This window comes from Methanobrevibacter gottschalkii DSM 11977 (assembly GCF_003814835.1).
GTDB lineage: Archaea > Methanobacteriota > Methanobacteria > Methanobacteriales > Methanobacteriaceae > Methanocatella > Methanocatella gottschalkii.
This window is the reverse complement of record NZ_RKRG01000001.1, coordinates 374,579-398,264: the sequence shown is the minus strand read 5'-3', so window position 1 is coordinate 398,264 and position 23,686 is coordinate 374,579. Positions and strand designations below refer to the sequence as shown.

Below are 23,686 nucleotides of genomic sequence, written 5' to 3'. Positions count from 1 at the left end.
TTTAAGATAATACCTTAATTTATACCAAATATTTAAATATTAAGTTATCTTATATTGTTATTTAACTTATGATTTTAGATTTATAATCATAAGTTTTAATGAACTATTGTGAGGTGAAATAATATGTCTGAAATACCAAAAGCTCCTGTTGCAAGGATCATTAAAGAATCTGGTGCAGAAAGAGTTAGTGAAGATGCTAAAGCTGAATTAGCAGCATACTTAGAAGATGTTGCTCGTAATGTAGCTAAAGAAGCAAATGCTGTAGCTAAAATCGCTAAACGTAAAACTGTAAAAGCAGAAGATATCAAATTAGCTATCAAAAACTTATAAATAGTTTTATAGCTTTCTTTTTTTATTTTTTAGGTGTTATTATGAATGATAATACTATTTTAATTAAAAATGCATTAATTTTAAGTCCAAATACAAATTTTGAAAATAAACAGTCTATTTTAATTAAAGATAATTTAATTGCTGAAATTTCACCAGATATTGATGAGAGTAATGTCAGTAAAATTATAGATGCAACTGGTAAAATTTTACTTCCGGGATTAATCAATACTCATACTCATTTGTCCATGACATTATTTAGAGGTTTAGCTGATGATTTAAGTTTGGATAGTTGGTTAAATGATTATATATGGCCGATGGAAGCTAATCTTAATGGAGATTACTGTTATATTGGGGCTCTTTTAGGTGCTGTTGAACTTATTAAATCAGGAACAACTACTTTTTCTGATATGTATTTCTACATGGAAGATGTTGCTCGTGCTGTTGATGAATCAGGAATTAGGGCTGTTTTATCATATGGTATGATTGATTTTGGTGATGAAGATAAAAGAAAAAATGAAATAAATGAAAATTTAGAATTATTTAAATCTTGCGAGGGAATGGGAAATGGGAGAATTAAAGTTTTCTTAGGACCACATTCACCTTACACTGCTTCTGAAGAGTTATTAATCCAAGTACGTGAGCTGGCCGATGAATATGATATGGGTATTCATATTCATGTTTCTGAAACTCAAAAAGAAATTGTAGATATTTCATCTGAAAAAGGTTTAAGACCTTTTGAATATTTGGATAAAATTGGATTTTTAGGCCCTGATGTTGTTGCTGCACATTGTGTATGGTTAAGTGATAATGAAATTGAAATTATTAAGAAAAATAATGTAAAAATTTCACATAATCCATGTAGTAACATGAAATTAGCTTCAGGAATTGCTCCAGTTTCAAAATTAATTGAAAATGATATTTGTGTTTCCATTGGAACTGATGGTGCTTCTTCAAATAATAATTTAGATTTAATTGAAGAATTAAAAACAGCTTCCTTACTTCAAAAAGTTTCTACTTTGGATCCTAAAGTTTTGACTTCAGATGAAACCTTATCTATGGGAACTATTAAAGGTGCTGAGACGTTAGGTCTTGAATCTGAAATTGGTTCTATAGAGGTTGGTAAAAAAGCAGATATTATTTTAATTGACACTAATTCAGCTAATATGATTCCAGACAGTTCTTCTTTAAGTTCAAACATTATTTACTCCGCAAATGGTTTGAATGTTGATACAACTATTTGTGATGGTAAAATATTAATGGAAAATAAGAAATTAACTGTTTTAGATGAAGGTGAAATTTATCAAAAAGCTAGACAAGCAATAAAAGAATTAAAAGAAGCTATCTAGCTTCAAATTCTATTTTGTCTTTATTAAATATAATACTTTTTTTCCATTCATCTTTACTTTCAGGGAAATCAGACCTAAAGTGTGATCCTCTACTTTCTCTACGTAATATTGCAGATTTTACAATTAAAATACAAATTTCAACCATATTTATTACTTCAAGTGCAGTCACTAATTCGGTGTTGTATTGCTTTTTATCGCTAACATCTAAGTTATTTAATTCTTTTTGCATATCTTGGAGATCTTTTAAACCTTCATTCAATGTTTTTTCATCTCTTACTATAGCTACTTTTTCCCACATTAAGTTTTTAATATTCTCTTTGAATTTTTGTGGTTTGATATTACCTTTTTTAATCAAATTTTCAATTCTGGAAGATTCTCTTTTGACTTGTTCATAATCTGTTTTAATTTCTGTATCTGCACATGCTTTACTTGCACTTTCACCAGCAATTTTTCCAAATACCTGAGTGTCAGCTAATGCATTTCCACCTAAACGATTTGCACCATGGACTCCTCCACAAACTTCACCAGCACCAAATAAGTTCCTTAGTGATGTAGATGCATCCGTATTTATTTTCAAACCGCCCATAAAGTGATGTGCAGTTGGTGCCACTTCAATTGGTTCATGTTTAATATCAATACTGACATTATTGAATTGCAAAACCATTGTTTCAAGTTTTTCATCTATATAGTCATCATCTAAGTGTGAAATATCAAGATATACTCCACCTTTTTCAGTTCCTCTACCTTCAATTATTTCTTGGTAAATTGAACGGGCAACAATATCACGGGTAGCTAATTCCATTTTTTCAGGTGCATATTTTCTCATAAATCTGGCACCGTCTTTATTTAATAATTTTCCACCTTCAGCCCTTACAGCTTCTGTTACTAGTACTCCTTTTTTGGATTCAGGAGCAACCATACCAGTTGGATGGAATTGAACTTGTTCCATATCAATTAATTTAGCTCCAGCTTTGTAAGCTATTGCATAACCATCTCCATTTTTTTGGAAGGTATTTGATGTTACAGGGTATAATTGTCCAGCACCTCCACTAGCAAGGATTGTTGATTTTGCTTTAAAGTAAATTAAACTAGAATCTTTTAAATCAAGACCAGTTGCACCAATAACCTGATTTTTATCAGTTATGAGGGATGTAATCATCACTTCTTCAATGCATTCAATATCTCTTTTAATGATTTCTTCTTTAAGAGCATTTAATAATTCAGCACCAGTTCTATCTCCTTGATAACAAGTTCTTCTGTAGGTTTGTCCACCAAAAGGTCTTTGATCTATTTCACCTGATTCTTGGCGATCGAATAAAGCACCATAATTTTCTAAATCTATTAATCTTTGTGGTGATTCATTAACAAGAATTTCTACAAGTTTTTCATCGTTAAGATAACTTCCACCTTTAAGTGTATCATAAATATGAGCTTCCTTTGAATCATCTTTATCCACTGTTTTAAATACTGCATTGTATCCACCTTCCGCCATTCCAGTACAACCAGATCTAAATGAAAGACCTTTTGATACAATTATTGCTTTTAATCCAGCATTATCAACTTCAATAGCTGCTCTTGAACCTGCTCCACCAGATCCTATAATTAATACATCTGTTGAAATAGTTTTTATTTTCATTTTATTACCCTGCAAATTTAATAATTAGTAATTTATTTTTCAATTGTTAAATAAATTACTTCGAAAATATTTATAAAGTAAAAATATATTAAGTTATAATATTGAATTAGATTAATTTATTTCAATATTATTTAAATAGTATTTGATATTATGTAATTTAATTAGAGGCTATTTCATGAAAATTGATGGTGAAGTTACAACTGGTTTAGGAAAAGCAGCATATTTTTTATCACAAGAATTTTATACAAATGAATTTAAGAAAAATTTAGGTTTTGTTCCTTTCCCAGGAACATTAAATGTTATTGTTAGTGATAATTATTTAGATGAAATAAATGAAATAAAAAATAATTGTAAAAATTTAATTAAGCCAGATAAAGGATTTGGAGCTGTAAAATATATTAAAGCTAAATTGAATGATAATATTGATGGAGCTATTGTATTTCCTGCAAAAACTACCCATGAAGAGAATTATTTAGAATTTATTTCAAAAAATAAGTTAAGAGATGAATTAGCTTTAAATGATGGGGATATTGTATCTCTTGAATTTCAAAATTAAATAGTAAAACTTTTTATATATAATTTATATATTTATCAATCACGTTCTCAGGGCGGAGTGAAATTCTCCACCGGTGGTGATTTTTTAAAAAAATAAGTCCATGAGCACATCTGTGTTGATTTGGTGAGATTCCAAAACCGACGGTTATAGTCCGGATGAAAGAGAAGAAATAAGCAATTAGTTATTTTTAGCCCTGGTTCTAGTATTATAAAGGAGATATTACTATGAATCAAGAAACAAATTTAGATAAAGCTTTAGAAGCTATTAGAAATGGTGAATTCGTACTAGTTTTTGATGATGATGATAGGGAAGGAGAAGTGGATATGATTATCGCTTCTGAATTTGTAACCCCTAAATCTATTGCTACAATGAGAGATAATGCAGGTGGATTAATCTGTAATTGCATACACTCTGATTTTTGTGATGAAATTCATTTACCTTTCATGGTTGATATTATGGAAGCTGCAAGTGAAAAATACCCAGAATTAGCTAAACTTGCACCAAATGACATTCCGTATGATGAAAGATCTTCATTTTCAATTTGGGTGAATCACAGAAAATCATTCACAGGTGTAACAGATCATGACAGAGCAATGACAATTAGTGAATGTGCTATAATGATGAAAGAAGGAAGATTTGATGAATTCGGATCTACTTTCAGATCACCGGGTCATGTATGTCTTTTAAGAGGAGCAGATGGACTTGTTAAAAATAGAAGAGGACATACTGAAATAGGTCTGGCTTTATGTGAAATGGCTGGTGTTACTCCAGTTTGTGTAGTTTGTGAAATGATGGATGGTGAAACTGGACAAGCTACATCTGTTGCTGATGCTCGTAAATTTGCACAAGAAAATGGATTAATATTACTTAAAGGCGAAGACATCATTAATAAATATTTAGAGGATTAAGCTAATTTTTATTAGCTTTTTCTGCAATATATTATAAATGGGCTGTTGACTTATTAAGAACCATTAACCATTTTATTTTTAATTTCATTAAAATTGTATATTTTTTCAAATTCTACTTCACGAGCCATATTTATTATTTCATCAATATTTAAGTTATTTTCAATCAAATCCATTGCATGATTGGTAAATAATTCATATCTTATCTCAACTTCTGGAATAAATCCCCTCATATCTGCTGATTTTATTTTTGGTAATTTTAAAACTGTATCAACAGTGGTGTTATTCTTAATATAAGGTATTACTTCGTTGAAAATATCTTCACTGTATACTTTGTTGAGTAATATTGCTTTTACAGGAATTCCAAATTTTTCAAGCATATTAGAATGAGAAACTAAATCAACTGCAGCAGATTCTATTCCACCTTTATTAACACCTGAAATCAATATCATTGGTATTTTTGAAGACATTGCAATTTCTGCTGCTGAAAATGGTACTTTTTCATTTAAAAGGCCAGTAAATACACTCATTACTCCTTCAATTAAAACAATATCATAGTTTGATGAATTAAGTTTTGATATTGTAGATTCAATATCACTCCAACCTAAATGACCAATCTTTATAGATGAAAATTTTTCCATTTTTCCTTTTGTCAAATATAATCCTGGTATAATATCACGTACATCTGGACCTATCTTAAGCAGTGCAACTTTATATCCTCTTCTTCTTAAAGCTCCTGCAAGGCCAGTTACAATAAATGTTTTTCCAGAATCGGATCCGTTACTTCCAATCATTAAATATTTAGGTTTTTTGCATTTTATATCTAATTTAGGAACTTTAATGTTAGTGTTAATTCCAACTTCACTTTGCAAATATTTTTTAATTTCAATGTTTCTACTGTATATGTCATCAATATTTGCAGCATCTATTTGTTCTAATAGGTTTTTTATAAGAATTGGATTTTCATCTAATATTCCATGAATCATTGTGCCAATAACATTGCCATCATCATTACAAGCACCTGAAAATATATTGTATTCTCCATTTTTGTTTGTATCACCATAATTCATTCTTTGAACTTGTGAATAAAACAATGGTTTAGCATCTCCTTCAACTTTACCATAAGTGTGAGTATGAAAACCATCAACATCTTCTTTTTGACCTTTAACTAAAAAAGAGTTATTAAATACTTTGGCTTTAACACGATCACTTGTAATTAATGGTGAAAAGTTAACATCAATTATTCCAAGACCTTCTTTAACAATTGGTACTGGTGATTTTCTCCCAATATCTATTTGATTTGATAATAGCTGAAAACCAGCACAAATTCCAATAACTGGCTTTCCATCACTAGCCATTTTTTTAATTTCAGTATTTAGATCCATGTTGATGTCATTTGACTCAATAAGTGTTCCTCCAGGAATAATTAATGCATCTAATTCATTACTAGCTTTAAATCCATCAATAAGTCCATTTTCTTTAACAATATCTGTTGGTAAATTTCCAAAATCTTCAAATCCCGGAACAGCTCCATTAACATAAACAAGCCCAATTCTTGTCATAAAAATAACCTCTTGATAATCTATTGTACTTTATAAATATTATATTTTTAGAGGTCCATTTCAAGTGTAATTATTTTAAGAATCTAATTGTTCTGCAATGCATAATTTACAAACATCATTATGCAAATCCGTTTATCTTCTTTTACTTTCTTCAACTTTTAAAGACCCTGATCAAAAACAGAAATTGTAGATTAATATTTTTTAAAATAGTTAATAGATTAGGTTTTGATATTGTGGATTTCCAGTTACAATATCACTAATAATTATCGTATATTTCTTTTGAATTCATTTTTTAAAAAAGAGTTTATTGAGTGTTTTCGAAAACACTCATTGCTTTAATAATTTTTAAATCATCTAATGGTTTTGCTTGTAATTGTAATCCTACAGGAATACCATCTACTTCACCTGCAGGTATGCTTGCTGCTGGAATACCGGCTAAATTAGCAATTACAGTTAAAATATCGTAAGCATACATTTCCATTGGTTCTAATTCAGCACCAATTTCATGAGGAAGTTTAGGCACAGTTGGTCCTACAATTAAATCCACATTTTCAAGCATTGAGGTAATTTCAGATCTGATTACAGATCTTGCTTTTAATGCTTGTTTGTAGTATTTACCACTAAACTCAGCTTCTGCAATGTGAGAACCTATTTTTATTCTTCTAAGTACTTCATCTCCACACACTTCTTCGATTCTAGAACCATACTCTCTTCCATCATATTTTCTAGTTGCAGAAAAGAATTCTACATAGTTAATTAAGTAATATGTTGGTAAACATAAGTTAATGTAATCAAAGCTTACTTCAACAAGTTCAGCACCTGCTTCAACTAATTTATTGATAGCTTGGTTTACAGTTTTGTTAATTTCATCATCAGTTACATCAATGAATTCTTTACATACTGCAATTTTCATACCTTTTAAGCTGGTATCATCTAATACATTGGTAAAATCTGGTTTATCCCAGTTTAAGGTAGTACATTCAGTTTCATCGTATTTTGCAATAGTATTTAATGTGAGTGCAATACCACTTACGTCATTTGAGAGAGGTCCAATTTGATCTAAACTCATGGATAAGTCAAGTAATCCTTGTCTTGAAACTGCACCATAAGTTGGTTTAAATCCAATTACACCACAATGAGATGCTGGATTTCTTATAGATCCGCCAGTATCAGATCCAATTGAAATATCACACATTTTACCTGCAATTGCTGCTGCACATCCTCCAGATGAACCTCCTGGAATTCTTCCCATTGCCGCTGGGTTTTGTGTAGGTCCGTAGTATGAAGTTTCAGTTGAACTTCCTGCTGCAAATTCATCCATATTTAAAATACCGATGATAATCCCATCTTCATCTAAAATTTCTTTAACAACAGTTGCATTGTAACTTCCAATGTAATTTTCCAAAGTTTTTGAAGCTGCTGAAATGATTAAATCTTCAACATTAATGTTTGCTTTAATACCAAATACTATTCCAGCTAAAGCACCAACATCTTCTCCGTTAGCTATTTTTGCGTCAATAACATCTGCTTGTTTTAACGCATTTTCATAGTTTAATTCAATAAATGCATTAATACTTTCGTTATTTTCGTCAATAACTTTAATGAAGTTTTCAACATTTTCTTTAGCTGTTATTTCTCCATTTTTAATGGAGTTTAACTTTTCAATAACATTCATTAAAACACCTAATAATCGTAATTTGTAATATTAATAATTTATTTTTTAAGGTTAATAAACTTGCTTTTTTTAAATAATTTTAAATATTATTTTCTAACTATAATTAATCATGAAGAAAGCTGTTGTATTTGATAATTCTGGAACATTAATTGAAAGGTATAGAGTTATTAAAGATGTTTTAAATGGTAATTTATTCACAGATATTAATTCATTAGATTTAATTGATGCTGCTGATGCTTTAGCTTTAGTTGTACTTCAGTTTAATACAAATAAATTATTAGATTTAGATCAGAATACCTTAATTTCTGGTGTTATTAGAGAATATAACATTGATTTTGATGTCAGCTTTTCAACAAATCCTATTTCTAAAGCTGAAGTTAAAGAGATTATTGATAATGAAAAATCTGCTACCATAGCAGATATTACTGATGGTTTTGATATTTTAAGAGATAAAGTTCCTAATATGGAACTATGCAATGGATCTGCATTAATCGTTGATATGGATTTAGGGGTTATTGCATATACTATAACGTCTGCTGGTAAATTTTTTCCTAAGGTTTTTGAAACAATTGAAACTTTAAAATCACGTGGAATTGAAATATTTATTGCTTCAGGTGATCGAAAAGGAGCTATTAATAGACTGGCTAACCTGCTTGATATTCCAGAAGATAATGCTTTTGGAACTGTTTCAACAAGGGGTAAATGTGAAGTTGTTTCTATCCTAAAAGATAGTGGATATAAAGTCATGATGGTTGGGGATGGTATTAATGATTTATTAGCTTTTAAAAATGCTGATGTTAGCGTATTAACAATAGAACAACAGGAAGAGATATCTCCTAAAGTAATGGATAAAACTGACCATATCATTGAGGATATTTTTGAAGTTACTATGATTGATTTTTAATGATTATTTTTTATAATAATTTAACTTATAAGTTATAATTTATAACTAATAACCTTTAAAAAAATAATTTTATAAGTTTTCAATAACTTTTTTACTCTTTAAAATATTATTAAAATTATTTAGCTCAATAATTGCTGTATCTATTTTTTTAAGTAAATTTAAATCAAGTGTACCCTCACCTAATGTAATGTGTTGGTCTTTAACACCATTATTATCATTTAAATGACAATAACTTATATTTTTTAAATTTAACATTTCTTCTAAGTTTCCACAAGTGTTTCCATGCCCAGTATCTATTGTTAAGCTGCAACCTGTTTCTTCTTGAATCATTTCAATTTCTTCAACTTTATTTCCTAAAAATTTACCTCTAACTGGCATATTTTCAATTGATATTTCAATATTTGTGTTATCAATTATTTTTCCAATACTTTCAACTGCAATTTCAAGTGCCCATTTTCTAAGGCGGGGTTCGTTACGTCCAATTATTCCGGGATGTAGCGTTATTGTATTTGCATTTATACTTTCTGCATAATGGCCACATTGAATCATTTGTTTTATACTTTCAGTTCTTATTCCTTTATTTAGGCTTGCAATATTAATGTCTACTGTTGCTGCATGAATTCGCATGTCTATTCCACAATTTTTAAATTCTCCTTTATCTTTTTCATAAAATGGATCTTCTCCGAGAATTTCAATTATTTCAAATCCGTGCTGTTTTGCTAGTTCTATTATTTTATTGTTATCTTCCATGAATAATGCAAGAGTTGTAAAACCTAACTTCATGTTTATATATAAGTATGATTTATATAATAAATATTAACATATATCAAATTTTTACATATGGTGAAATATGACAGATAAAGAAATTTATGATACTCAAACAATGTTAATTAAACATTATTCCAATGGTTTAACCCGTAATTTAATTCTTTGGATTATTTCAAAAGAAAAAATTCATGGTTATGGGATAATGAAAAAATTAGATGAATTTTTTAACTTTGAAGATGTTAATTATGAAATTAAAAATACTTCAAGTAAAGTCTATCCAATTTTGAGAAAAATGGAGAAAAATGGACTTATCATTGGAGAATGGGATATTAATGAAAATAATAAAAGAGTAAAATATTACTCTATTACTGATGAAGGATTAATAATCTTAGATAAAATTCGTTCTATTATTAATTTTATTTCAAATAATCCCGCATGGTTAAATTTTTATGGGGATATGGGGGTTGAAATTAATGAAAAACGCAATTGAAACTAATAATCTTACTAAGGTTTACGGTAACTTCACTGCGGTTAATTCTCTTAATTTAAAAATTCCAAATAATAGTATTTTCGGAATGTTAGGTCCAAATGGTGCTGGAAAAACAACAACAATTAAAATGCTTACTTGTTTAATCCAACCGACTTCTGGCAAAGCTGTTGTTGGGGGATATGATGTAGAAAAAAATCCTGATGAAGTTAGAAATCTCTTAGGCATGGTTCCTCAACAAGTTAGTTTGTACAAGGATTTAACAGTTATGGAAAATTCACAGATGTGCGCTGACTATTATGGGATTCCATCAGATGAGAGAGATGCTCGTATTGAAGATTTAATGGAATTGGTTGATATTAAATATGCTAAGAATAAACGAGTTGGTCAACTTTCAGGTGGTCAAAAGCAAAAAGCATCTCTTGTTGCTAGTTTAGTCCACAGACCAGATATTTTATTTTTGGATGAACCTACTATTGGCCTAGACCCTACTACTAAACGTACTTTATGGGATTTAATTCGCGATTTGAATGATGAAGGCCATACAATAATTTTATGTTCACATGATATGCATGAAGTAGATATGCTTTGTGATAATGTTGGAATCATTAATACAGGTAATCTTGTGGCTTATGATACACCGCAAGGTCTTAAAGATTCTCTTTTAGAAGCTAATAAGAAAAAAATGACAGAAGCTTTAGGAAAGATTTCTGATGAAACTAAAATATCAACTTCTACTAAAGAAGATATTGGAAATCTTGGTTTAAGAAAAATGTCTATTCTTTTAAAAAATCAAAATGAAGAAATTATTGAAGCTATTAAAACATCTGATTTTGTGAAAACTGTTGAGATTGCTCACAATGGTCGTATTAATTTAAGAATTGATAGTTATGATGACATGGCTGTTCAAAATGTTTTAAAGGATATTAATTCTTTTGGTGGTGTAATTAAATCTATTTATACTGAAGAACCTTCACTTGAAGATGTATTTATTAAAGCAACTGCCGAGGTGGATGAAAATGCTAGAGTTTAAAAAATTTTGGTGGATGATTAAAAAAGAGGTACTTAGTCTTAAAAGACATCCTGCTAGGTTAGTTTCTATTATTGCATTTCCTATAATTATGATTTTACTTTTTGGTTACGGAATGGGTGGCGAAATGACAGATTTACCAATTCTTGTTGTTTCACAAAGTCATGGTAATTTAACAGATTTAACATTAGATACTATTAAAACAACTGAAACTTATAAGGTTATTGAGGTTATTGATGATTTGGATGAGGGTAAAAAACGTGTTGATTCGGGTGAAGTTAAAGCAGCTATAATACTGCCATCTGATTATGACGATAATTCAACACAACAAAAATCGGTTACTTTGTATTTGGATTCATCAGATCAAATGGCTTCTCAGATTTTAGATTCATCAACACAAGCTATATTCTCTAGACTCTCAAATATGGTTGCTTCCCAAACTAATGTTGAAAATAAAGATGCTAATATTAATCCATCAATATCAAATTCATTTAATAACTTTAAAGATGATATTAGCTTACATATTAATAGAATTTATGGTAATATTAAGTATATTGACTTTTTAGTTCCTGCAATTTTAGGTATGACTGTAATGATGAGTTGTATGATGGGAATGGGTGCAACAATTGCTGGTGAACGTGAAACTGGCGAACTTGCAAGATTATTCATGACACCAACATCTGTTTCAACTGTAATTGGAGGTAAAATTGCTGCTAAGCTTCTAATTGAGTTATTAAGAGCTTTAATATTAATTTTCATGGCTGTATTACTTTTCAATGTTAGTATAAAAGGAGGTATACTTCAAACTTTTATAGTCCTTGTAGTTGGAGCTTTATGTTTTGTTGGATTTGGAATGATGTTGTCTGCAAGAACATCTACTCAAGAAGATTATGTTCAAATGGTCATGCCATTTTCAATGCCTATGATGTTTATTTCTGGTGTATTTTATCCTATTGAAACAATGCCATGGATTCTACAGAAATTAGCATATATATTCCCTCTTACTTATTTAAATGATGCAATGAGGGGAATTATGCTTAAAGGTCAAACATTAGGGGATGTATGGTTAGATTTAGCTGTTCTTTTAGGATTTACATTGTTATTCTTTATAATTGGTGTTAAAAGATTTAATAGGGACGTATAGGAGGTTTCAACATGTATAAAAAATTATTTATTGGAATATTGATTTGTCTTTTAGTAATCTCTCCAATTGCTGCTGCAAATTGGAATTCATTTGCTGGTGGAGTTGATCACAATGCATTTAGAGAAGAAAGTTCGGATTTTGTAACTAATCTTTGGACTTTTAATATGGAATCACCTATTCATTCATCTCCTGCAGTTTATAAAGATTTTATTTATGTGGTTTCTACCCAGGGTATTTTGAAAGTTATTAATATGGAAACAGGAGAAAAAGATTGGGATTTTGATTTAGAATCAAATACTAATTCTTCACCAATAATTAACTCAAATAAATTATTCATTGGAACTGAAGATGGTATTAAAGCTATTAATATAAATAATCATAATGAAATATGGGATTATGATTGTGATGATGTTGAATCTACTCCCTTTTTATATAAAGATACAATTTACTTTGGAAGTGATGATGGTCATTTATACGGACTTGATAAGGATAATGGAAAAGTTGTATTTAATAAAAAATTAGATGGAGAACTTAAATCCTCCCCAATTGTAGTTGATGATACAATTTATATTGGATCTACAAACTGTAAGTTGTATAGTATCGGAACTGACAAAGATAAAAATTGGGAATTCACTACTGGTGATGAAATTTTATCTTCTCCTAGTTTTATCAATGACACTATTGTTTTCGGATCAAATGACGGCAATATTTATTGTTTAAATGAATCGGATGGTGCCTTAAATTGGAAAGTTGATTTAAATAATAAAGTTCTATCTTCACCTACTGTTGATAATCATGACAATAATATTTTTATAGGTTCTGATGAAGGTAATTTAACTTGTATTGATAATAGGGATGGGACTATAAAATGGAGTCATTCAGTTGGTGGTAAAATACAATCAACTCCTGCCATTAAGGATAATTTAGTTGTTTTTGGTTCGGATAATGGTAATCTGTATGTTTTGAATAAATATACTGGTAGTGAAGAATTTACATATAATCCAGGAACAATATTATTTAATTCAGCTATTAATTCATCACCTGTAATTAATGGTAACAGTTTGATATTTGGAGATGATTCTGGCAATGTATATTCTTTAAATATTGATAAACATGAGGTACCGGGATCAACTCAAATGTATTTTTCCATTTCTGTTTTAATAATTATTGTTATTGTAGCTCTTGTTATTGTTCATAAAGTAAAAGGTAGAAAATAATTTTTCTATATATTTTAAAAATGAAAAATTTAATAATTTATTAATCAATTTATTAGTATAGGGAAGTAATTACTATGAATGCAAAAAATATTGAAACTTTAAAAAAGGAAAATATGAATCTTGCTGAAAAAATTTATATTTTCGATACTACTTTGAGAGATGGTGAACAAACTCCTGGTGTTGCCTTAACTGTTGATGAAAAAATTCAAATCGCACAGAAACTTAATAATTTGGGTGTAGATAAGATTGAAGTTGGGTTCCCGGCATCATCTCCTGGAGAAATGGAATCTGCAAAAAGAATTAAAAATAGAGAACTGGATTCTAGACTTGTCGGTTTGGCCCGTTCATTAACAGGAGACATTGATGCAGTCATTGATGCTGATTTGGATTATATTCATACATTCATTGGTACTTCCCCATTGCATCGTGATTATAAACTTAAAAAATCTAAGGAAGACATTATTCACTCTTCAGTTGTGGCTATTGACTATGCAAAGGATCATGGCCTTACTGTTGAATTTTCAGCTGAAGATGCAACAAGAACTGAACGAGATTTTCTATTTGAAATATTCAATGAAGTTGTTGATGCTGGTGCTGATTTTTTAGATATTCCCGACACTGTCGGTGTTTTAACTCCCATTGTTACTCGTGAGTTAATCACAGATATTAAAAATAATTTTAAAACTCCGATTAGTGTTCATTTTCATAATGATTTTGGACTTGCTACAGCTAATACTTTAACCGCTATTGAATGTGGTGCCAATCAGGCCCATGTAACAATTAATGGATTAGGTGAAAGGACTGGTAACTGTTCTTTAGAAGAATTGGTAATGGCTCTTAAATCTGCTTATAATATTGATTTAGGATTAGATACTACTAGATTATACAGCTTATCTAATTTGGTTGGTCGTTTAACAGGAGTTAAAATGCCGGTTAATAAACCAATTGTAGGGGACAATGCATTTGCTCATGAATCCGGAATTCATGTTCATGGAATTTTAAATAATGCTTCTACTTATGAACCAATGTCCCCTGAAATGGTTGGTCACTCAAGAAAAATCGTTTTAGGTAAACACACTGGAGCTAATGCTGTTAAGGCTAAATTAAAAGAACATCACATAGATTTGAATGAAAAACAGTTTGACAAGGTATTTAAAAATATTAAATCATTAGGGGATAATGGTAAATGTGTTACGGATGATGATTTAATAGCTATTGCTATTACAGAACTTGCTTCTGCACGTGAAACTCCAATTGTTATTAAAGGTTTGAGTATTTCAATGGGAGCTAATGTTTCTCCTACGGCTACTGTTAAACTAGAAATTGATGGTGTTGAAAAAGAAACTGCAAGTACTGGAGTTGGGCCTGTTGATGCAGCTTTAAATGCTATTCGTGAATTGATTCAGGATACAATGGATATTGAATTGGAAGAATATAACTTAGAAGCTATTACTGGTGGTACTGATGCATTAGCTGAAGTGTTTGTTATCAGTTCTGATTCTGATGGTAACAAATCAACTGGCCGTTCAACTAATCAAGATATTGTAATGGCAAGTATATTGGCTGTTTTAGATTCAATTAATAAATTATTGTTAATTAATAGGTCAATTTTATAAATTTCAATTTTTTTCAATTTTTTATATTTTTTTTAATTTTTTTATTAATTTTCTTACTTATGTTTTATTTTTATTTATTTAATTATTAATTATTTTTTGGATTTTTATTATTTTTAATATTTTGTTTAAATAATATGCAAATATATGTAAAATTTTATATACATCTAATAACTAATATAATATATGGTGACATTAAATGGAGAATAATACAATTTTTGTTGGAAGCAAACCCGTTATGAATTATGTTTTAGCTGTGGTCACACAATTTAATGAAGGATCTGATAGTGTTGTTCTCAGAGCCAGGGGTAAAGCTATTAGTCGTGCTGTTGATGCTGCTGAAATAGTCAGAAATAGGTTTGTTCCTGCTTCCGATGTTACAGATATTAAAATTTCCACAGAAGAAGTTGAAAATTATAATAAAGAAAAAACAAATGTATCTATTATTGAAATTTTAATTGAAAAGGGTGAATAATTGCTCTTTTTTATTTAAATTTCTTTAAAAGATTTTTTTCAAGTAGGTATTTGGAAAGTAAAATATTTGAAGTGCCTTTTCCGCATGCTTTAACCTTTCCTTTTAGGATTGCTTTTAAAACGCTATCGATATCTTTTTCACAATCAATTAAACTATAACAATCCCCTACAAATTTCCAATAATGTGAATCACTTGCACCCAATGCTGGTAGATTTTTTTTTATAGATAATTTCCTAGCTTTTCTATTACAATATCCAACAATGAATCTAGCATTTTTTGTTTCAATAGCATCTATTTTTAATTTTTCATTGTCACTTTTACACAATAATCCATGTCTGTAAAAACAGTATGGATGAGGGATAATTGCAAGACCTCCTAAATCATGAATTCTGTCTATTGTTTCTTGAGGTGGTAAGTCTTTAGGTATCTTTTCCTCACACCCAAAACCAAGAATATGGCCTTTTGATGAAGAGATTTCTATAGAGGGGATGGCAAGTATATCTGTATTTCTTGTTTTTCTCATAACTTCACTAGTTCCATCTACAGTATCATGGTCACTTATGGATATTATATTAATATTTTCTTTGTTTGCTTTTTTTAAAATATCATCAATTTTTGAATTTGAATCGGAGGAGTATTCACTATGAATATGCGAATCCATTTTAAACATATAATCATCCTAATATTGTTTTTATTAAACCAACAGTGCCTGTCATCATTACATCTCCACCGGGAGCAGCATGATGCCAATCAAGATTTGTTTTTTCTATTAGTTCTCTTTTAGGTCCACTTACAATTACTTTTTCAATTTCTGATATTGGATTTAAAACATGCGCCCCATGTCCATGATCGTTATAAACTTCTTCATTGGTGATTATTCCATCTGCTAATCTTTTAATGTATCTTTCAAGTGATTCTCCAGTTAAACTAGATGTATGATGTTCGAATACTCCTTGAATTTTACCTTCATCTATAGATGCTGCTGTTGTATGTCCATTTCCAATATCTATTACAATATAACTTTCTAATTTTTCTGCAACCTCATCAAAACACATTCCAGCTATTGAAGCGAATTTTGTATCCATAATTAAAGGAATTTCATCTATTCCTTCATGTTTAACAATTCTTCTTACTGCATTCATTCTTGTGTAGTATTCAGGTAAATCATCAGTAAATCCGAATTCCAATGGAGACATTGGTTTGGAAATTTTTTCTCTTATTTTTTCAAATCTAAAATCTCTATCACCCATATTTTCGCTATACCCATGATCTTGTACTGCAATTGCAATTTTATCAAAATCAAATTCTAAATCATAATCTAATAGTAATTTAGATAATTTAGTTATGTTTATATCACCCATTTTGATTTTTGTATAATTTCTATACTTTTTTGATTCATCAGCTATTTTAATTCCAAATGATTTAACTTGTTCTAAATTGTCACGTATTGTTTTAGCACATGTAGGTTCCATAACTACTTCGTATCCTTTTTCGATGTGTTCTATAATGCTTTTTTTTATTTTTCCACCTCCCATTATTTCTCCTTCGAAGTAAATGTCGTTTTCTATATCTCTTATTTGTTGAGAAATAAATAAATGGGGAGAAGGTAGAACCAATTTAATTGAGTTTTCTAATTCTTTTTCTGTATCATAAATCATTATGTCTTGTGTCCCTGTTCCAACATCAATAGCTAAAATTCTCATGATTTTTTTATTGTTTTTTATATTATTAATAATTAAAGTGTACATTTAAGTACAACAAAGATTTAAATAGTGCAATATAGTAACTATTATTATGGATTATAAAATTACATTAAACTCTAATGAGGTACCAAAAAAATGGTACAATATTAACGCTGATTTGCCTGTCGAACTTCCAATGCCTAAAAACAGTGAAGGAAATGATCAAATTTCTTCTCTTCAGAAAGCATTTACAAAAGTAGGTTTGGAGCAAGAATTTTCAACTGAACGTTTCATAAAAATTCCAAAAGATGTTAGAAAACTTTACATGCAGATGGGAAGACCATCTCCCCTCTTTAGAGCAACAAAACTTGAAGAATATCTGGACACTCCGGCAAAAATATATTATAAACGTGAAGACACTTCCCCCACGGGGTCTCATAAATTAAATTCTGCAATTCCTCAAGCATATTTTGCTAAAAAAGAAGGTATTGAAAGATTAACTACAGAAACTGGTGCTGGTCAATGGGGCACTGCTTTATCTCTTGCATGTAACTTGCTTGATTTAGAATGCACTGTCTATATGGTTAAAGTTTCTTTCCAGCAAAAACCTGATAGAAAAAGTATCATGAATATTTATAATGGTAATGTATTTGCATCTCCAAGTGAAAATACTAAAGTTGGTCGTGAAATTCTAGCTCAAAATCCAAATCACCCTGGATCTTTAGGTGTAGCTATTTCTGAGGCTATGGAAGAAGCTTTAGAGAATGAAAAAGTTAAATATACTTTAGGAAGTGTATTGAATCATGTAATGCTACATCAGACAATTATCGGTCAAGAATTGAAAAAACAGTTGGAAATTGCAGGTGAAGAACCTGATATAATGATTGCTTGTGCTGGTGGTGGAAGTAACTTTGCTGGTTCATTATTCCCATTTATTAAAGATAAAATTGCGGATAAATCAGATACTCAATTTATTGCTGTTGAACCAAGTGCCTGTCCTACTTTAACTAAAGGAAGCTATGAATATGATTTTGGGGATGTAAATGGATTTACTCCAATGCTTAAAATGTTTACTTTAGGTCATGACTTCGTTGCACCTTCTGTACATGCAGGTGGATTAAGATATCATGGTATGTCTCCACAAGTATCTCTTTTAACTAAAGAAGGGTATATTGAACCTAGATCTGCTCATCAAAGAGATGTATTTGAGGCAGGAATTACATTTGCTCGTAATGAAGGAGTATTGCCTGCTCCTGAAACTACTCATGCAATTAAAGTTGCTATTGACGAAGCATTGAAATGTAAACAAACTGGTGAAGAAAAAACTATTGTCATGAACTTTTCAGGACATGGGATGTTAGATTTAAAAGGATATGCAAGTTATTTTGAAGGTTCAATGCCTAATTCTAAATAACATTGTCTTTCTTTTTTTTCAGTTTTTAGTATTATAACTTATAACTTATTATTTTATTTAAGTTATAACTTATAACTATTAACAAATAACTAATAACTTATTTGTGAAAACAAATACTTTATAAGATAGAAGTTATAAAATATAACTTATTTGTTAAAAGTTAGTTATGATAAGTTATTTCTTAAAACTTATTTTTTATAACTTTGAGGTTTTAACTTAAAACTTAATTCCTATCCCTTAGAAGTTAAAACTGATAATTTATTTCATTTAAGTTTTTCCTGAAAAGATATAACTTAACCCTTTTAACTTATACTGAATAATGTAAAAGTTATTCTTTTAACCCTTTAAATTTTTAAGTTATAAGTAAAACTGATAACTTAAAACTTATCATAAACAGGAGAATTCTTTAATGAGTGAAATAATAGCAGTGATGAATCAAAAAGGGGGTTGTGGTAAAACAACTACTGTTGTTAATACTGCAACATCTCTAGCAGTAATGGGTAAATCTGTTTTAGTAGTAGATATGGATCCTCAAGCTAATGCTACAACTAGTTTTGGGATTGATAAAACTAAAATAGAAAATACAATATACGATGCTCTTATAGGAGATATTAGTGTTAAAAAAGCAACAATTCCTACGTTTATTAAAAATTTATTTATTATCCCAAGTAATATATCTCTTAGTGGAGCTGGAATGGAGCTTTCTAGACGTGAAAATTATCATATTGTTTTACAAGAAACTCTTAAAGATGTTGTACCATTATTTGATTATATATTCATTGATTTGCCTCCTTCATTAGGTGTCATAACAGTCAATGCCTTGGTAGCTTCAGATAGTGTCTTAATACCTATTCAAGCTGAATATTATGCACTCGAAGGAGTAGCTGATTTGATAAATACTATTAAATTAGTTGAAAAAAGACTTAGAAGTCCAACTCCTATAAAAGGAATTCTCCTCACTTTATTCGATAAAAGAACTAGACTTAGTAAAGATGTTCGTAAAGAACTCAAAAATTACTTTGGCGAAACAAATTTACTTTTTAAAACTATTATTCCAAGAAATATAAGATTAGCTGAAGCTCCTAGTTTCGGTAAACCTTGTTTAATTTATGATCCAGATAGCACTGGTACTAAATCTTATTTGAAATTAGCTAAAGAAATCATTCAAAGAGATGAAAATGTCCAATTAAATATTGCTAAAACCAATATTGACAAAGTTAAAAAAGATTCTGAAGTTGCTGGGGGTAAATAATGGCTAGAAAAAGTCTTGGTAAAGGATTAGCTTCATTAATTCCAGATTTTTATAATGAAGATTTTGATAGCAATTCTACTCAATCTCTTGAAGATATTATGAATGAAACTGAAAATAATGAAGAAATTAAGGATTCTGAAGAAAAAAATGCTCCTAAAGAAAAATCTTCCAACGATGTTAATAATAATTCTAATGAAGAAGAGATTTCTAAAGATGAAACTCTTGAAGAATCTGGAAATGATGAAACTCAAAAAAATATATTTGAAGAGATAGAGGAAGAAAAAAATAATCAAGAAAAGTCTATTGATTCAAATGAAACTACTTTAAAGGAAGATGTATCGGAGAATATTAAAGAATCTGAAAACATATCTATTCAAAATAATGAAAAAAACACATCAACAACTCAGGAAACTAAAATTCAGGAACATATAGTTGAAGTTAAGGAAATTGTTGATAAAAATCCTAGAATTACGTTATGGTCTTCAAGATCCTCTGCGGTTTTCAGATATTTAAGAAAAACTGAACCTGAGTTTAGTATTTCAAAAGAGGCTTCTAACTTAATTGAAGAGGCTGTTGCTAAAAAATACCCTGAAATATGGGCATTATTCGATGATTACTAATTTTTATTTATTATTATATATTTATATTACATTTTTTATTCTATTTACACTTGAAATAATACTGAGTAGATTTTATTAAAAATATATTGTAAAAAATTATATCTATTATTATATTATATTTTAGTCTTATTTATATTAAATTAAATTACTTTAATAATAAAATAAATTATTAAACAATCTAGAAATTAAAAGTTGTTTGATATTCTCCATTAATTTTAATATATGGATCTGCTCTATTTGTTATAACACCTAATTCTTGAAGTTGTTCTTTATGCGTAAATGGTTTTTTCTTACGAATAGATACAATTTCATGAGCAGATTTTACCCCAATTCCCGGAACCCTGATAAGTTCTCTAATAGGTGCACTATTTATTTCTACTGGAAAAATATTCATATTTTTTGCAGCTAGAATCTTCGGATCTTGTGTAAGAGATAACTTATCACTTTCATCAAATATTAATTCTTTAACATTATATTTGTAAGAATTAATTAAAGTATCTGCATTATATAACTTTGATGTTCTATCTGTTGAACAAGCTTCCTTATTTTTAAATTCTGTTTCTTCAATTGGAGTAAATGCTGAGAAATATGTTCTCTTCAGATCTGATTTTTTGTATATTTTTTCCATTCTACTTAATATCTCTTTATCAGTTTCATTGTTTGCTCCAATAATTAATTGTGTTGTATGTGTAGAATTTGGATATGTTGTACTTTTATGCTGTAGAGAATTTATCCATGACAATCTTTTTAATATATCTTTATTATAATCCTTTGTTGATGATAATTCTGCAAGACCTGAAGATGTTGCAGCTTCAATATTGATACTAACTCTATTAGCTAATGCCATTGCTCTTTTAATCGAGTCTCTGCTTGCTCCTGGTATAACTTTAAGATGAATATAATCATCATAACCATATTTTTTTCTAAGAAGACTCACGGTTTCTATTTGTTTTTCCATAGTGGAGTCTACATCATCAGATATTCCTGAACTTAAAAATAAACCATTAACTAATCCTCTATTATAATATCCAAGAAACGCTCTTGCAAGTTCTTCAGGTGATAGTTCTAATCTTGTAAAATTTCTTTTGGATTGATTAATACAATATTTGCAATCATTTTTACATTTATTGGTCATGAGTGTTTTAAAAAGTGGAATTTTACATCCATTATGACCTATTGCTTCATAAATTCCAGGTAAATTTATCTGAGAACTTTTATGATGACTAACATAATCACATAAGTCATATTGAGCCGAATCAGTTAAAATTTTCATTTTTTCTAGTGTACTCATAGTAATCAATATTTTATTTATTAGTTTTAAAAATGTTTCTATTTAAGCAATGTTTATTTTACACAATATTATAAAAGTTATTAATTAAATATATATCAATGGTTAATAATTTAATTGTGTGATTAAATGAAAAGTGATAGTGTAAAAAAAGGAATTCAAAGAGCTCCACACAGATCTCTTTTAAGAGCTTGTGGTCTTGATGATGATGATTTTAAAAAACCGTTCATTGGTATAGCAAATAGTTTTACAGATATTGTTCCGGGTCATATCCATTTAAGAGAACTTGTTGAATTTGTAAAAGAAGGTATTATTGCTGCTGGTGGTATTCCATTTGAATTTGATACTATGGCAATTTGCGATGGAATTAGTATGAATCATGAAGGCATGAAATATTCACTTCCTTCAAGAGAAATTATTGCTGCTACAGTTGAAAGTATGACTAAGGGTCATGCTTTCGATGGACTTGTATTAATTCCAAGCTGTGATAAAGTAGTTCCTGGAATGATTATGGGTGCAACTAGAGTTAATGTTCCATCTATTGTTGTAACTGGCGGACCAATGATTTCAGGTGAATATAAAGGTAAAAGTGCTGATTTAATTACTGTGTTCGAAGCTGTTGGTGCTCATTCTGCAGGAAAAATGTCTGAAGAAGAAGTTTATGAACTTGAAAAATGTGCCTGTCCTGGTGCTGGTAGCTGTTCTGGATTATTTACTGCAAATACAATGGCATGTATAACTGAAACTTTAGGTTTATCTCTTCCAACTTGTGCAACTACTCATGCAAGAACAGAAGAGAACAATCAAATTGCATTAGATTCTGGTAAACAAATTGTTAAACTTGTTGAAGAGAATATTAAACCATCTGATATTCTGACTCAAGAATCTTTCAACAATGCTATAGCTGTTGACATGGCATTAGGAGGTTCTTCTAATACTGCTCTTCATATTCCTGCTATTGCAAGTGAAGTAAAAGATTTAAATGTTAATTTAGAGTTATTTGACGAAATTTCAAGAAATGTTCCTCATATTGCTCTTATCTCTCCCGCTGGTGAAGATTCAATGATGGATTTACATTTAGCTGGTGGAATTCAAGCGGTATTGAAAACATTAGGTGATAAAATTGATATTAATCAATTAACAGTAACTGGTAAGACAATTAAAGAAAACTTAGAAACTGTTGAAAATAAAAATACTGATGTTATTCATACTTTGGATAATCCCGTCCATGAAGATGGTGGAATTGCAATCTTAAAAGGTAATCTTGCACCAAATGGAAGTGTTGTTAAAAAAGGTGCAGTTGCTGATCATTTAATGCATCTTAAGGGACCTGCAAAAGTATATGATTGTGAAGAAGATGTTACAAAAGCAATCTTTAATCATGAAATTAAAGAAGGGGATATTGTTGTAATTAGATATGAAGGACCAAAAGGAGGTCCGGGTATGAGGGAGATGTTAAATCCAACTTCAGCTCTTGCTGGTATGAACATTAAAGATGTAGGTTTAATAACAGATGGAAGGTTCTCTGGTGGAACAAGAGGTCCTTGTATTGGACATGTATCTCCTGAAGCAATGGAAAATGGTCCAATTGCAGCCATCGAAAATGGAGATATTATTGAAATTGATATTAATAATAGATCTATTAATGTAGAACTTTCAGATGACGAAATCGAGAAAAGATTAAAATCAGTTAAACACCCTGAAAGGGAATTAGATGGCTGGTTAAGATTATATCAAAAATTAGTTCACTCTGCTGACACAGGTGCTATTTTAAGGTAGTTT

Annotated in this window: 22 protein-coding genes and 1 riboswitch; of the genes, 15 read left to right on the top strand and 7 right to left on the bottom strand. The window is 29.5% G+C overall.

Going from position 1 to position 23,686, the window contains the following annotated elements:
* Positions 1-123: 123 nt before the first annotated feature.
* On the top strand, positions 124-330 hold the full coding sequence (locus EDC42_RS02030) for a histone family protein (protein WP_069575768.1): 207 nt from the start codon (positions 124-126) through the stop codon (positions 328-330).
* Positions 331-371: 41 nt separating this feature from the next.
* Positions 372-1,676: an amidohydrolase family protein gene (locus EDC42_RS02025; protein ID WP_069575767.1), complete on the top strand. Its 1,305-nt coding sequence runs from the start codon at positions 372-374 to the stop codon at positions 1,674-1,676.
* Here EDC42_RS02025 and tfrA read toward each other — a convergent pair.
* Complete coding sequence (tfrA, locus tag EDC42_RS02020; RefSeq protein ID WP_069575766.1) at positions 1,669-3,312, bottom strand: fumarate reductase (CoM/CoB) subunit TfrA; 1,644 nt, start codon at positions 3,310-3,312, stop codon at positions 1,669-1,671. The genes EDC42_RS02025 and tfrA overlap by 8 nt on opposite strands.
* A gap of 175 nt (positions 3,313-3,487) precedes the next feature.
* On the opposite strand from tfrA, the gene EDC42_RS02015 reads away from it, so the two are divergent.
* Together EDC42_RS02015 and ribB are read left to right on the top strand one after the other, a co-directional pair.
* The gene (locus tag EDC42_RS02015; protein WP_069575765.1) at positions 3,488-3,868 is read left to right on the top strand and encodes a DUF120 domain-containing protein; all 381 of its coding nucleotides are present in this window, start codon (positions 3,488-3,490) and stop codon (positions 3,866-3,868) included.
* A 39-nt stretch (positions 3,869-3,907) separates the two neighbouring features.
* Positions 3,908-4,039, top strand: a riboswitch (FMN riboswitch).
* Between the two features lie 53 nt (positions 4,040-4,092).
* Positions 4,093-4,776: a 3,4-dihydroxy-2-butanone-4-phosphate synthase gene (ribB, locus tag EDC42_RS02010; RefSeq protein WP_069575764.1), complete on the top strand. Its 684-nt coding sequence runs from the start codon at positions 4,093-4,095 to the stop codon at positions 4,774-4,776.
* 53 nt (positions 4,777-4,829) lie between these two features.
* Here ribB and EDC42_RS02005 read toward each other — a convergent pair whose 3' ends face one another.
* Both EDC42_RS02005 and gatA read right to left on the bottom strand, forming a co-directional pair.
* Positions 4,830-6,335, bottom strand: coding sequence for a nucleotide-binding protein (locus EDC42_RS02005; protein ID WP_069575763.1), 1,506 nt, complete (start codon positions 6,333-6,335; stop codon positions 4,830-4,832).
* 304 nt (positions 6,336-6,639) lie between these two features.
* On the bottom strand, positions 6,640-8,010 hold the full coding sequence (gene gatA, locus EDC42_RS02000) for an Asp-tRNA(Asn)/Glu-tRNA(Gln) amidotransferase subunit GatA (protein ID WP_069575762.1): 1,371 nt from the start codon (positions 8,008-8,010) through the stop codon (positions 6,640-6,642).
* Between the two features lie 109 nt (positions 8,011-8,119).
* Here gatA and EDC42_RS01995 point away from each other — a divergent pair, with 109 nt between their 5' ends.
* Positions 8,120-8,914 carry an HAD family hydrolase gene (locus EDC42_RS01995; protein ID WP_069575761.1) on the top strand — a complete coding sequence of 265 codons (795 nt, stop codon included), beginning with the start codon at positions 8,120-8,122 and terminating at the stop codon, positions 8,912-8,914.
* A gap of 69 nt (positions 8,915-8,983) precedes the next feature.
* Here the strand turns inward: EDC42_RS01995 and EDC42_RS01990 are convergent, their stop codons facing one another.
* Positions 8,984-9,697, bottom strand: a complete 714-nt coding sequence (locus EDC42_RS01990; protein ID WP_069575760.1) for a sugar phosphate isomerase/epimerase family protein — start codon at positions 9,695-9,697, stop codon at positions 8,984-8,986.
* Positions 9,698-9,764: 67 nt separating this feature from the next.
* Here EDC42_RS01990 and EDC42_RS01985 point away from each other — a divergent pair, with 67 nt between their 5' ends.
* The 6 genes from EDC42_RS01985 (at position 9,765) to albA (ending at position 15,648) form a co-directional block, all read left to right on the top strand.
* Positions 9,765-10,172, top strand: coding sequence for a PadR family transcriptional regulator (locus EDC42_RS01985; RefSeq protein ID WP_069575759.1), 408 nt, complete (start codon positions 9,765-9,767; stop codon positions 10,170-10,172).
* Positions 10,156-11,202, top strand: coding sequence for an ATP-binding cassette domain-containing protein (locus tag EDC42_RS01980; RefSeq protein WP_069575758.1), 1,047 nt, complete (start codon positions 10,156-10,158; stop codon positions 11,200-11,202). The genes EDC42_RS01985 and EDC42_RS01980 overlap by 17 nt, the downstream gene beginning before the upstream one ends.
* Positions 11,189-12,343 carry an ABC transporter permease gene (locus EDC42_RS01975; RefSeq protein ID WP_069575757.1) on the top strand — a complete coding sequence of 385 codons (1,155 nt, stop codon included), beginning with the start codon at positions 11,189-11,191 and terminating at the stop codon, positions 12,341-12,343. Before EDC42_RS01980 ends, EDC42_RS01975 begins: the two co-directional genes overlap by 14 nt.
* Before the next feature lie 11 nt (positions 12,344-12,354).
* A complete protein-coding gene (locus EDC42_RS01970; RefSeq protein ID WP_069575756.1) occupies positions 12,355-13,560 on the top strand; it encodes an outer membrane protein assembly factor BamB family protein in 1,206 nt (401 codons plus the stop codon).
* Between the two features lie 74 nt (positions 13,561-13,634).
* The gene (locus tag EDC42_RS01965; RefSeq protein ID WP_069575755.1) at positions 13,635-15,176 is read left to right on the top strand and encodes a 2-isopropylmalate synthase; all 1,542 of its coding nucleotides are present in this window, start codon (positions 13,635-13,637) and stop codon (positions 15,174-15,176) included.
* 196 nt (positions 15,177-15,372) lie between these two features.
* Positions 15,373-15,648 carry a DNA-binding protein Alba gene (gene albA / locus EDC42_RS01960; protein WP_069575754.1) on the top strand — a complete coding sequence of 92 codons (276 nt, stop codon included), beginning with the start codon at positions 15,373-15,375 and terminating at the stop codon, positions 15,646-15,648.
* A gap of 10 nt (positions 15,649-15,658) precedes the next feature.
* On the opposite strand, the gene EDC42_RS01955 is transcribed toward albA, so the two are convergent.
* Both EDC42_RS01955 and EDC42_RS01950 read right to left on the bottom strand, forming a co-directional pair.
* Positions 15,659-16,318 carry a PHP-associated domain-containing protein gene (locus EDC42_RS01955; RefSeq protein WP_069575753.1) on the bottom strand — a complete coding sequence of 220 codons (660 nt, stop codon included), beginning with the start codon at positions 16,316-16,318 and terminating at the stop codon, positions 15,659-15,661.
* A 4-nt stretch (positions 16,319-16,322) separates the two neighbouring features.
* Positions 16,323-17,351: a DUF1786 domain-containing protein gene (locus EDC42_RS01950; RefSeq protein ID WP_069575773.1), complete on the bottom strand. Its 1,029-nt coding sequence runs from the start codon at positions 17,349-17,351 to the stop codon at positions 16,323-16,325.
* 91 nt (positions 17,352-17,442) lie between these two features.
* On the opposite strand from EDC42_RS01950, the gene EDC42_RS01945 reads away from it, so the two are divergent.
* The 3 genes from EDC42_RS01945 (at position 17,443) to EDC42_RS01935 (ending at position 20,616) form a co-directional block, all read left to right on the top strand.
* Positions 17,443-18,744: a TrpB-like pyridoxal phosphate-dependent enzyme gene (locus tag EDC42_RS01945; protein WP_069575752.1), complete on the top strand. Its 1,302-nt coding sequence runs from the start codon at positions 17,443-17,445 to the stop codon at positions 18,742-18,744.
* A gap of 409 nt (positions 18,745-19,153) precedes the next feature.
* Positions 19,154-19,996, top strand: coding sequence for a ParA family protein (locus tag EDC42_RS01940; RefSeq protein WP_083234914.1), 843 nt, complete (start codon positions 19,154-19,156; stop codon positions 19,994-19,996).
* On the top strand, positions 19,996-20,616 hold the full coding sequence (locus tag EDC42_RS01935; RefSeq protein WP_069575751.1) for a hypothetical protein: 621 nt from the start codon (positions 19,996-19,998) through the stop codon (positions 20,614-20,616). Before EDC42_RS01940 ends, EDC42_RS01935 begins: the two co-directional genes overlap by 1 nt.
* A 178-nt stretch (positions 20,617-20,794) precedes the next feature.
* On the opposite strand, the gene EDC42_RS01930 is transcribed toward EDC42_RS01935, so the two are convergent.
* Positions 20,795-21,907 (bottom strand): radical SAM protein, encoded by a 1,113-nt coding sequence (locus tag EDC42_RS01930; RefSeq protein WP_069575750.1) that lies wholly within the window; start codon positions 21,905-21,907, stop codon positions 20,795-20,797.
* Positions 21,908-22,033: 126 nt separating this feature from the next.
* Here EDC42_RS01930 and ilvD point away from each other — a divergent pair, with 126 nt between their 5' ends.
* Positions 22,034-23,683: a dihydroxy-acid dehydratase gene (gene ilvD, locus EDC42_RS01925; protein WP_069575749.1), complete on the top strand. Its 1,650-nt coding sequence runs from the start codon at positions 22,034-22,036 to the stop codon at positions 23,681-23,683.
* Positions 23,684-23,686: the final 3 nt, after the last annotated feature.

Bases quoted from the DNA above. Each gene is read 5' to 3' on its own strand.
- EDC42_RS01975 (WP_069575757.1), top strand. From the start codon at position 11,189: ATGCTAGAGTTTAAAAAATTTTGGTGGATGATTAAAAAAGAGGTACTT.
- EDC42_RS01930 (WP_069575750.1), bottom strand. From the start codon at position 21,907: ATGAGTACACTAGAAAAAATGAAAATTTTAACTGATTCGGCTCAATAT.
- ilvD (WP_069575749.1), top strand. From the start codon at position 22,034: ATGAAAAGTGATAGTGTAAAAAAAGGAATTCAAAGAGCTCCACACAGA.
- EDC42_RS01995 (WP_069575761.1), top strand. From the start codon at position 8,120: ATGAAGAAAGCTGTTGTATTTGATAATTCTGGAACATTAATTGAAAGG.
- EDC42_RS01935 (WP_069575751.1), top strand. From the start codon at position 19,996: ATGGCTAGAAAAAGTCTTGGTAAAGGATTAGCTTCATTAATTCCAGAT.
- EDC42_RS01940 (WP_083234914.1), top strand. From the start codon at position 19,154: ATGAGTGAAATAATAGCAGTGATGAATCAAAAAGGGGGTTGTGGTAAA.
- albA (WP_069575754.1), top strand. From the start codon at position 15,373: ATGGAGAATAATACAATTTTTGTTGGAAGCAAACCCGTTATGAATTAT.
- EDC42_RS01980 (WP_069575758.1), top strand. From the start codon at position 10,156: ATGAAAAACGCAATTGAAACTAATAATCTTACTAAGGTTTACGGTAAC.
- tfrA (WP_069575766.1), bottom strand. From the start codon at position 3,312: ATGAAAATAAAAACTATTTCAACAGATGTATTAATTATAGGATCTGGT.
- EDC42_RS01950 (WP_069575773.1), bottom strand. From the start codon at position 17,351: ATGAGAATTTTAGCTATTGATGTTGGAACAGGGACACAAGACATAATG.
- EDC42_RS02030 (WP_069575768.1), top strand. From the start codon at position 124: ATGTCTGAAATACCAAAAGCTCCTGTTGCAAGGATCATTAAAGAATCT.
- ribB (WP_069575764.1), top strand. From the start codon at position 4,093: ATGAATCAAGAAACAAATTTAGATAAAGCTTTAGAAGCTATTAGAAAT.
- EDC42_RS01965 (WP_069575755.1), top strand. From the start codon at position 13,635: ATGAATGCAAAAAATATTGAAACTTTAAAAAAGGAAAATATGAATCTT.
- EDC42_RS01970 (WP_069575756.1), top strand. From the start codon at position 12,355: ATGTATAAAAAATTATTTATTGGAATATTGATTTGTCTTTTAGTAATC.
- EDC42_RS01945 (WP_069575752.1), top strand. From the start codon at position 17,443: ATGGATTATAAAATTACATTAAACTCTAATGAGGTACCAAAAAAATGG.
- EDC42_RS01955 (WP_069575753.1), bottom strand. From the start codon at position 16,318: ATGTTTAAAATGGATTCGCATATTCATAGTGAATACTCCTCCGATTCA.
- EDC42_RS02005 (WP_069575763.1), bottom strand. From the start codon at position 6,335: ATGACAAGAATTGGGCTTGTTTATGTTAATGGAGCTGTTCCGGGATTT.
- EDC42_RS02025 (WP_069575767.1), top strand. From the start codon at position 372: ATGAATGATAATACTATTTTAATTAAAAATGCATTAATTTTAAGTCCA.
- EDC42_RS01985 (WP_069575759.1), top strand. From the start codon at position 9,765: ATGACAGATAAAGAAATTTATGATACTCAAACAATGTTAATTAAACAT.
- EDC42_RS02015 (WP_069575765.1), top strand. From the start codon at position 3,488: ATGAAAATTGATGGTGAAGTTACAACTGGTTTAGGAAAAGCAGCATAT.
- gatA (WP_069575762.1), bottom strand. From the start codon at position 8,010: ATGAATGTTATTGAAAAGTTAAACTCCATTAAAAATGGAGAAATAACA.
- EDC42_RS01990 (WP_069575760.1), bottom strand. From the start codon at position 9,697: ATGAAGTTAGGTTTTACAACTCTTGCATTATTCATGGAAGATAACAAT.